The organism is Deltaproteobacteria bacterium, from assembly GCA_016183235.1.
Taxonomy (GTDB): Bacteria; UBA10199; UBA10199; order DSSB01; family JACPFA01; genus JACPFA01.
Window position 1 is genome coordinate 24,045 of sequence record JACPFA010000019.1, and the last position, 8,656, is coordinate 32,700.

General features: G+C 44.8%; 11 protein-coding genes. 1 reads left to right on the forward strand and 10 read right to left on the reverse strand.

Annotated elements, in window-relative coordinates; all coding sequences use genetic code 11:
• Positions 1 to 49 precede the first annotated feature (49 nt).
• Positions 50 to 2,728: a transglycosylase domain-containing protein gene (locus HYU97_04385; protein ID MBI2335981.1), complete on the reverse strand. Its 2,679-nt coding sequence runs from the start codon at positions 2,726 to 2,728 to the stop codon at positions 50 to 52.
• A gap of 149 nt (positions 2,729 to 2,877) precedes the next feature.
• On the opposite strand from HYU97_04385, the gene HYU97_04390 reads away from it, so the two are divergent.
• On the forward strand, positions 2,878 to 3,180 hold the full coding sequence (locus HYU97_04390) for a hypothetical protein (GenBank protein ID MBI2335982.1): 303 nt from the start codon (positions 2,878 to 2,880) through the stop codon (positions 3,178 to 3,180).
• 152 nt (positions 3,181 to 3,332) lie between these two features.
• Here the strand turns inward: HYU97_04390 and HYU97_04395 are convergent, their stop codons facing one another.
• The 9 genes from HYU97_04395 to HYU97_04435 form a co-directional block, all read right to left on the reverse strand.
• Positions 3,333 to 3,560: a cold shock domain-containing protein gene (locus HYU97_04395; GenBank protein MBI2335983.1), complete on the reverse strand. Its 228-nt coding sequence runs from the start codon at positions 3,558 to 3,560 to the stop codon at positions 3,333 to 3,335.
• 58 nt (positions 3,561 to 3,618) lie between these two features.
• Positions 3,619 to 3,918 carry a septum formation initiator family protein gene (locus HYU97_04400; GenBank protein ID MBI2335984.1) on the reverse strand — a complete coding sequence of 100 codons (300 nt, stop codon included), beginning with the start codon at positions 3,916 to 3,918 and terminating at the stop codon, positions 3,619 to 3,621.
• 18 nt (positions 3,919 to 3,936) lie between these two features.
• The gene (locus HYU97_04405; protein MBI2335985.1) at positions 3,937 to 4,788 is read right to left on the reverse strand and encodes an MBL fold metallo-hydrolase; all 852 of its coding nucleotides are present in this window, start codon (positions 4,786 to 4,788) and stop codon (positions 3,937 to 3,939) included.
• Positions 4,785 to 5,813 (reverse strand): Holliday junction branch migration DNA helicase RuvB, encoded by a 1,029-nt coding sequence (gene ruvB, locus HYU97_04410; GenBank protein MBI2335986.1) that lies wholly within the window; start codon positions 5,811 to 5,813, stop codon positions 4,785 to 4,787. The genes HYU97_04405 and ruvB overlap by 4 nt, the downstream gene beginning before the upstream one ends.
• The gene (gene ruvA, locus HYU97_04415; GenBank protein MBI2335987.1) at positions 5,813 to 6,409 is read right to left on the reverse strand and encodes a Holliday junction branch migration protein RuvA; all 597 of its coding nucleotides are present in this window, start codon (positions 6,407 to 6,409) and stop codon (positions 5,813 to 5,815) included. Before ruvA ends, ruvB begins: the two co-directional genes overlap by 1 nt.
• A complete protein-coding gene (gene ruvC / locus HYU97_04420; protein ID MBI2335988.1) occupies positions 6,406 to 6,897 on the reverse strand; it encodes a crossover junction endodeoxyribonuclease RuvC in 492 nt (163 codons plus the stop codon). Before ruvC ends, ruvA begins: the two co-directional genes overlap by 4 nt.
• An 8-nt stretch (positions 6,898 to 6,905) precedes the next feature.
• The gene (locus HYU97_04425) at positions 6,906 to 7,658 is read right to left on the reverse strand and encodes a YebC/PmpR family DNA-binding transcriptional regulator (protein MBI2335989.1); all 753 of its coding nucleotides are present in this window, start codon (positions 7,656 to 7,658) and stop codon (positions 6,906 to 6,908) included.
• Positions 7,659 to 7,859: 201 nt separating this feature from the next.
• Entirely contained in the window at positions 7,860 to 8,177 is a 318-nt protein-coding gene (locus tag HYU97_04430; GenBank protein MBI2335990.1) for a type II toxin-antitoxin system PemK/MazF family toxin, read from the reverse strand.
• Positions 8,174 to 8,404 carry a hypothetical protein gene (locus tag HYU97_04435; protein MBI2335991.1) on the reverse strand — a complete coding sequence of 77 codons (231 nt, stop codon included), beginning with the start codon at positions 8,402 to 8,404 and terminating at the stop codon, positions 8,174 to 8,176. The genes HYU97_04430 and HYU97_04435 overlap by 4 nt, the downstream gene beginning before the upstream one ends.
• Positions 8,405 to 8,656: the final 252 nt, after the last annotated feature.

Genomic DNA, 8,656 nt, shown 5'->3' on the forward strand with positions numbered 1-8,656 from the left:
GGGTTGAGAACAACCTAGGGCTACTTCTGCTATTTTTTTATTAGTTTGATTAATTGTCTAGATCTTGGCTGAAGAAAGAGGCCGACGAATTGCTGTAGGACTTAGTGTTATCGACACCCGTGCCAATACCAATGTCGCCCAGCTCGGCATCGCCAATGCCAACCACTTGAATCGGCGTTTGGTATTTAGAAAGATCAATGCCTTTGGGTACGATGAAATCTTCATTGGGATATTTTGCCACCACCTTTAGCATGTAGTTGACCCAAATAGGTGCGGCGATCGTTCCACCTGTGGCACCATGGCCAATGCTTTTAATTTTTTTGTCAAACCCAACCCACACACCGGTGAGTAAGTTAGGTGTAAAGCCAATAAACCATGCATCGGTGGCACCATTGGTCGTACCCGTTTTTCCACCCGCAGGTCGACCTATGGCTTGAGCCCGCGTACCCGTACCATAGCGAACCACATCTTTTAAAATCGAAGTCATCGTGACAGCCGTTTGTGGGCTCACAGAATGTTGTGGCGGAATATAGTCACCATACAAAACTTTTCTTTCATATTCGGTTAATTGCAGGTCATCTCTTTTGGTGGCTGTTTCACCTTGGGTGAGCAGATCAGGATTAAAAGACATTTCTTCGTAAGAACGTTTGTGTTTGATCGTAACAGAATTATTGCTGGGTTTGCTTTCAGGTTCTAACTTTTTTTCTTCTTTATTTTCAGATTTTACATTGCCCCAGGTAACGATAAACTTATTGGGATTTTCAATATGTTCTTCGATCACTTGCCCATTGGGGCCAATAATTTTTTTAATAAAATAGACATCGGGTAATACTCCCCCCGTGGGAAATGTGCCATAGGCGCGGCAGAGCTGTTCTAAATAAACTTCAGTTGCTCCCAAAGCCATAGAATAGAATTTAAAAATGGGGCTCGTGATCCCTAACTTTCGCATGTAGCCTGCAACATAGTGAGTGCCGATATCCATCAAGATGCGGACTGTGACAACGTTGCGAGAATTAACCAAGGCATTGCGAAATAAAGTTGGGCCAAAATAATTTCCGCCGTAATTTTTGGGTTCCCACATCTTGCCGCTTCCATCTGGGTAATGAATGGGTGAATCCATGATGACTGTGGCCGGGGTGTAACCCTTGTCAAGGGCTGCAGCATAAATGATGGGCTTGATCGACGAACCAGGTTGACGCAAGGCTTGAGTAGAACGGTCAAACTCGCTATCTTCAAAACTGAAGCCACCGATCATCGCGCGCAATTTTCCGCTAAACGGTTCGTAGGAATAAAGGGCAGCTTGAATTTCGGGCTTTTGCGATAAGACAAAAGAGCTTGAATTAGAAACAACGGGCAAAGGAGCAGCCTCGGAAATAGGGGCCTTGTTTTTACCCTTGCCTTTGGTGGGTGCGGCACTTGCAGTTTTGAGTTTTACTTGAACTATATCTCCCGGGGTAAAATGAGAAGAGCGCCCCATGTCCATATTGCTATTGGCAACTGTGCCATTGATATTGCCAATTTGAATCTGCAAACCCGATGAGCTTACGTTGGCCACCACGGCTTCATAAAGTTTGCCTGCTTGGAGTGGTGTTTTGACTTGTTTAAAAGTATCTTCTTCGCCCTTGAAACCAAAATAATTAAGCTGATCTTCAGTATCAAGGAGTTTCATGTGTTGGAGGTGAAGAAATTTTTCAATTTCTTGTTGATTGTTTAAATGACCTGAAGGCCCACGATAACCATAACGGCGATCGAGTTGCATAAGATTCGTGCTTACGGCCTCTTGGGCCGCACGATACATGTCAAGATCAAGGGTGGTATAGACTTGCCAACCACCCTTATATAGGGCTTCATCACCGTATTTTTGTTTTATATAACGGCGCACATGTTCGACAAAGTAGGGGGCAAATTTATTATTGAAGTCTTTGTCAATGCCAGCGTTGTAAATTTTAAGTTGAGCTTTCTTAGCAGACTCAGCTTCTTTTTTGCTGATGTAACCTTCCTCTGCCATGCGGTCTAATACATAATGTTGGCGGGAGATGGCACGTTGAGGGTTGACAATAGGGTTATAACGACCTGGCCCCTTTGACAAACCTACAATCATTGAAATTTCGGCTAAGTCAAGGTCTTGCAAATCTTTATGGAAATAATTGCGTGCGGCGGCTGCAACTCCGTAAGCTCGATTACCAAAATAAATTTGATTGAGATAAAGATAAAGAATTTGATCTTTGCTGAGATTTTTTTCAATGCGAGTGGCAAGAATGGCCTCTTTGATTTTGCGATCGTAACTACGCTCGGGGGTGAGCAGTAGGCCTTTGGTTAATTGTTGGGTGATGGTAGAACCACCCTCTACCACGTGGCCAGCCTGAAAATTACGCCAAAAGGCACGGATGATACTATAAACATCAACCCCGCCATGGTCAAAAAATCGATCATCTTCACTGGCCACAAAGGCCTCAATCAATTTTTTGGGGATTTTATCAATGGGGGTGAGAATTCTTGCTTGTTCCCAAAACTCACCGACCTTTTGGCCATTGTCGGCATAAACCTCCGCCATAATGGGGGGGCGATAATCTTCCATGTTATCGAGCTTAGGCAGATCTTTGGCAGCATTAAAATAAACGATGGTTCCTGTGGCAAATACTCCTAAAAAGAGCACGACACAAACGATGAGGAACCCTTTAAAAATTTTAAAGATCTTAGACCGTGGTTTTTTTATTTTTTTACCCATACATTTATATAGTTTCCGTGGTTATCATGCTTAAGCTCAGACTTCAACGGACTTTTTTAAGATAATCCCCCAACAATTTTTAGGTTTATTTACCAGTCAAGACGTTATATAGCCCCAAAATGGATTTATTTAAATAGGGAGTTTTGGCGATGTCAAAAAAAATAGTTTTATTATTATTATTGGTAAGTGCATTTGGGGTTGCTTGTAAGCGAATCGTAACCAAACATAAAGTTTATGAGTTTGGTGCAAAATCAACCCCTACGCCCAAACCCACACCGCCCGTATCTCCTCAACCCGTTATCATCGTTCCACCCAAAACCCCAGAAACCATGCCTCAATTGTTAGAATCAAAACCCATGCTCGTAGAGTCTAAACCCCAAGTAGAAACCAAGCCCATGACTCCAGAGTCTAAACCTAATCCACCTGCCACGCATTCACCCTCGGCGTGGTGATATGGTGAGTCGATGCCAAAAATTATTTAAGCAAAGTCTTGCCGAATCCGGCAGAGGCTCTCTCAACCCCGAGCAAAGGGGTTCCGAGTAGCCTCTTCCCGCTTCGGCAAGACTTTGATTAAATAATTTTTGGCATCGACTGGTTAGTAAGATCAGTGTGCCATGAGTTTGGTAACGTGGATGGCTTGTGGCCCGCGAGTGCCTTCGGTAACTTCAAATTCGACGGTTTCGCCTTCGGATAAAGTCTTGTAGGCATTTTCTTCGATCTCGGAATAATGAACAAAAACATCTTGGCCGCTTTCGAGGGCAGTAATAAAACCATAACCCTTCATATCGTTGAACCACTTGATTTTGCCGGCCAGCTTAGGTTTGTCGTTCATACTCCCTCCTGAATTGAATGAATGGTAAGAATCGGTGGTGCCTATAGCAGGAACCTTTTTATTTGTCGATGATAATGAAAATTTCGTTGGCTTTAATCATGCCTAAATTTTCACGGGCTAAACGTTCTAAGTAGTTTTGATCTTGCAATCGAGTTATTTCTTGCAAAATAGAGCCTTGTTCATTTTTGAGGGATTGATTTTCGAATTCAAGCTTCGCCAACACTTTTTGCAGTTCAAAATAATGAGCCAAGCCATCTTTGCTTAGAAAATAGCCTAAGCCTCCCAAAAAGATAACCGCGCCCAGTGTGGCTAGGGTAATCTTAACCCGAAGTGTAAGTCTGCGACGTTTTCCCTTCATGGCGCTTCAGACAAAAGTTTAGATGACGTTGATATATTGTTTAACCCGCACCTTGCCTGCTTGATCGTATTCTAAAAAGCCAGCGTGATGCAGGGAATCATGGTACCAAAAAACCAACCAATTTTCATGGATTATTTTTTGTAAAAGCTCTTTTTTTGTTTCAATAACGCTCACGGGGTAAAGATCGTAACCCATGGTGTAGGGGATGCGGATATGAAAAGAGGTAGGAACCAGGTCACCAAAGAAGATGGCGCTTTGATTTTGGCTAGAAATGATGACCGATTGATGATGGGCCGTGTGCCCGGGGGTAGCATAAACACAGATGCCGGGAAAAACTTCTTTAGAGCCATCGACCCATTCTAATTTGTGACTTTCATAAAGGGGGCGATAGTCTTCAGGGTGATAACTGGCTTGGTCAGCCAAGGTGAGGCCGGCTTGCTCAAATTCACCTTTTTGGCAAAGGTAACGAGCCTTAGGAAAAGTAGCTTTAAAAGAGTGCCCGTCTTGCCAGGTGTTCCCACCGGCATGGTCAAAATGAAGGTGCGTGTTGATGACGAGGTTAATTTCCTCAGGGGTAATGCCACGTTTTTTTAAGGCATCAACAATGGTGTAGTTAGGGTTGATGCCATAAAGACTAGCGAGTTTGGCATCCCATTTATTGCCATTGCCCGTGTCGACTAAAATTTTTTGACCATCTTTGGTTTCAATGAGTAGGCAGTTGGTGGCTAGGCGAATGCGATTGGCACGATCGGATTTAAAGTTTTTCTTCCAAAGCTCCTTGGGGACGCGGCCATGCATGGCGCCGCCGTCTAGCTTAAAAAAGCCAGCGTTGATGATGCGAAGATTAAAGTCGCCGAGCTTCATATTCAAAACAGTTCGTTTTGTTGGCCGGTGGTTTTGTTCAATCCTAAATGGCGATAAGCCAACTCAGTAGCTATTCTACCGCGGGGTGTTCTTTGAATAAAGCCACTTTGAATGAGGAAGGGTTCGTAGACATCTTCGATGGTTTCTCTTTCTTCACCAATCGAGGCAGCCAGGCTATCGAGGCCCACTGGGCCACCGCCAAAGTTGCTAATCATGGTGTGCAGCAGTTTGCGGTCCATGGGGTCAAAGCCAAGGTCGTCGACTTCTAAAACTTTTAAAGAAGATTGAGCCATGGCTTGGTCGATCATACCGGTGCCTTTTACTTGGGCAAAGTCTCGTACCCTGCGCAATAAGCGATTAGCGATGCGCGGGGTGCCGCGGGAACGGGTGGCAATTTCTTGCGCGCCGGCTGCATCCATTTCAATTTTTAAAATTTTAGCGGAGCGATGGATAATTTGCATTAACTCTTCTGGGGCATAAAATTCTAAACGGGCGGAAAATCCGAAACGTTCGCGTAAAGGAGAGGTTAAAAGCCCAGCGCGGGTGGTTGCACCAATGAGGGTAAATTTGGGTAAATCGAGTTTGATCGATTTAGCCGAGGGCCCCTGGCCAATGACTAAGTCTAATTGATAATCTTCCATGGCAGGGTAGAGGATTTCTTCGACAATGTGGCTTAAACGGTGGATTTCATCAATAAACAATACGTCGTGTTCTTCCAAATTGGTGAGCAAGGCCGCCAAATCGCCCGCCCGTTCAATGGCTGGGCCCGAAGTGCTTTTGATTTGGGAGCCCATTTCTTTGGCAATAATGTGGGCCAGCGAAGTTTTGCCCAAGCCCGGTGGGCCATAGAATAACATGTGGTCTAATGCGTCATGGCGTTGTTGGGCGGCAAGGATAAAAACTTTAAGTTTTTCTTTAAGTTTTTCTTGGCCAATGTATTCTTTTAAGTTGGTGGGGCGAAGGCTAGTTTCTTGACTCAAAGGTTCATCGGTTTGTAAGTCGGCTTCGAGCAGTGTATTTTCTCGGATCATTAGTAAGATAACCTCTTTAATCCTTCTTTAACTAATTTTGGCAAGGATAAGTGTTTGGCCCCTTCGATACTGGCTAAAACCTTTTCGGCCTCAGTTTTAGAATAACCCAAATTGGTAAAGGCGCTGATGGCCTCTTGCCAATGCGCGTTTTGTTCTGAGCTACGAGTTGATTCGTGGCTACCCAATTTTGCGACCGCCAGCATTTTATCTTTTAACTCAACGATCATACGCTCAGCCGTTTTTTTACCAATGCCTGGAATCGACGTTAACTTAATTAAATTTTCTTGATAAATGGCCTCGGCGATTTCATGAGCCGCCAAATGAGACAAAATGCCCAAACCTACTTTGGGGCCAATGCCTGAGACCGATAAAAGTTTTTTGAAAACAGTTTCTTCATCGGGGCTTAAGAACCCAAATAAATTAAGGGCATCTTCACGCACCACCGTGTGGATGCGAATTTCAATGGGGTTGCCGAGCGGCGGCAGCACGCTTAAGGCGCGTTTGGAGAGAAACACTCGGTAGCCAACGCCACTAACATCTAGAATGATCCCTTCGTCATCGATTTCTTGTAAATTTCCTTTTAAGAAGGCGATCATCGGGCCCTCGTTTTTTTCAAAAATTTGTAAGACTGGTGGTGACAAATGGCAACGGCTAAGGCGTCGCTGGCATCTTTCATGGCCACATCTTCTAAATGTAAAAGGAGTTTTACCATTTTTTGCACTTGCTCTTTGCTAGCCTGGCCAAAACCCGTAACTGCCATTTTGACTTGAGTGGGGCTATATTCAAACAAGGGGAGCTTTGATTTAAGTACCGCCAAAATAGCAGCGCCTCGCGCTTGCCCCAGCTTTAACATAGACTGCACATTTTTCCCATAAAAAACGTCTTCAATGGCGGCCATGTCGGGCTGAAATTGATGAATCAATTGTTCGATTTTATCGTAAATTTGAGGAAGGCGTTGGGAAAATTCTTGTTGAGTAGTGGGGTAAATCCCGCCGTTGTCGAGGTGGATAAGTTTGGAGCCTTGTGTCTCAATGACGCCGTAACCCATGACCACCGAACCGGGATCAATTCCCAGGATTTTCATGAAGTGCCTTAAGCGTTAGACAGTTTGTTTAAAATTTCATCGGGGATATCAAAATTGGCGTAAACTTTGTTGACGTCGTCGTGGTCTTCTAGGGCTTCCATGAGTTTGAGCATGCGTTCGGATTCAGCCTCATTTAATTTCATGTAATTTTGTGGTACCATACTAATTTCAGCGTTGATCAAATTAATCTTAGCGGTCGCTAAAACTTTTTTGACGTTTTCTAAATCATGGGGTGCAGTTGTAATGTGAAATTCGCTGTCTTGGTCTTGGATATCTTCGGCGCCAGCTTCCAAAGCGATCTCAATGAGTTTTTCTTCAGAGGCGGCGGTTTTATCTACCACAATCAATCCCTTTTTTTGAAAGACCCAGCCTACCGAACCCGTTTCACCTAAATGGCCCCCATGTCTTCCTAAGATATGTCGAATTTCAGCTACGGTGCGATTTTTATTATCGGTGGTACTTTCGATGAGCATGGCCACACCGCCGGGGCCGTAACCTTCGTAGGTGATTTCTTCGATCATGGCACCCTCAAGTTCACCGGTGCCTTTTTTAATAGCGCGAGCCACATTGTCGCTGGGCATACTGGCCGCCCGGGCTGCATCAACGGCGGTGCGTAAGCGCGGGTTTGCGCCAGGGTCACCCCCACCCATGCGCGCAGCAATGGTAATTTCTTTGACGAGTTTTGAAAAAAGTTTGCCACGTTTTGCGTCGGTGGCACCTTTTTTACGCTTAATGGTTGCCCATTTAGAATGACCAGACATGGGGGCCATACAACGCAATTGCCAGCAATTTGTCAATAATTTTGGGGGACCTCTAAAAAGGGCCCATCTGCAGAGCCTGTCCAGAGCGCAAGCGAAGGATTGCCCACAAAGCCGCGATCCTCACGTATTTCCATATACGCTCCGGTCGCGTCTTTGCGGGCGCCTTGCATCTGGACCCTTTTTAGAGGTCCCCTTTGGGAATTAGTTTGATAAATCCAGAGCAAAAATGATGGCCTGGCTTACTTGGCGGAGTTTTTCTGAAGGGAGTTCTCCCATACAGCGGAGGAGTCTTTCTTTCGGCAAAGAATGTAAACTTTCTGCAGAAACGAAAGAGGATTTGGGAAGATTTCCACTTACCCCGATGGGGATTTGTGTAGGGTAACCCTTGCCCTGACGGGTAATTTCAGCCACCACAATTTTTGAAAGATAAGGGATGACCCCAGAGCGGGTGAGTATTAGGATAGGCCTTTTACCAGCTCGACCTCCAATGTCGGCTTCCCAAATTTCTCCGCGCCTCATTTAGGCCCCCAGCTTTCGGCTTGTAACCATTTTTTGGCTTCCTGGAGATCTTCTGGTTTTTTGGCTAGTGCTTCGATCCATTGTTCTTCTAATTTTTTAAATAGCTCGCGCTGAATTTTTTCTTCAATGGCTTGACGAACAAAATCTGATTTAGAATGAAATTTTAATTGAGCGATTTGAGAATTGACTTCTTCAGGAATGCGAACTTGAAGGTTGGTTTTTGCCATGCATTTATCATGCACTAAATCATTACAAAATACAATACAAAAATACTACTGGGTGTAATGCTTCAGTCTTGCAGGGAGAGCGCTTGGGTTATTTCGTCAGCCGCGCTTCTCGCGGCGACCCTCATATGGATGACCTCTTGGTCAAGGCTAAAGTGATCGTGCCTAGGGGTTGAGATTTGGACCTCAGAGCCTCGAGAACTTTTCAACCTCATATTCGCGTGCTGGTTAACGCATTAAGTTGAATCCGAACGA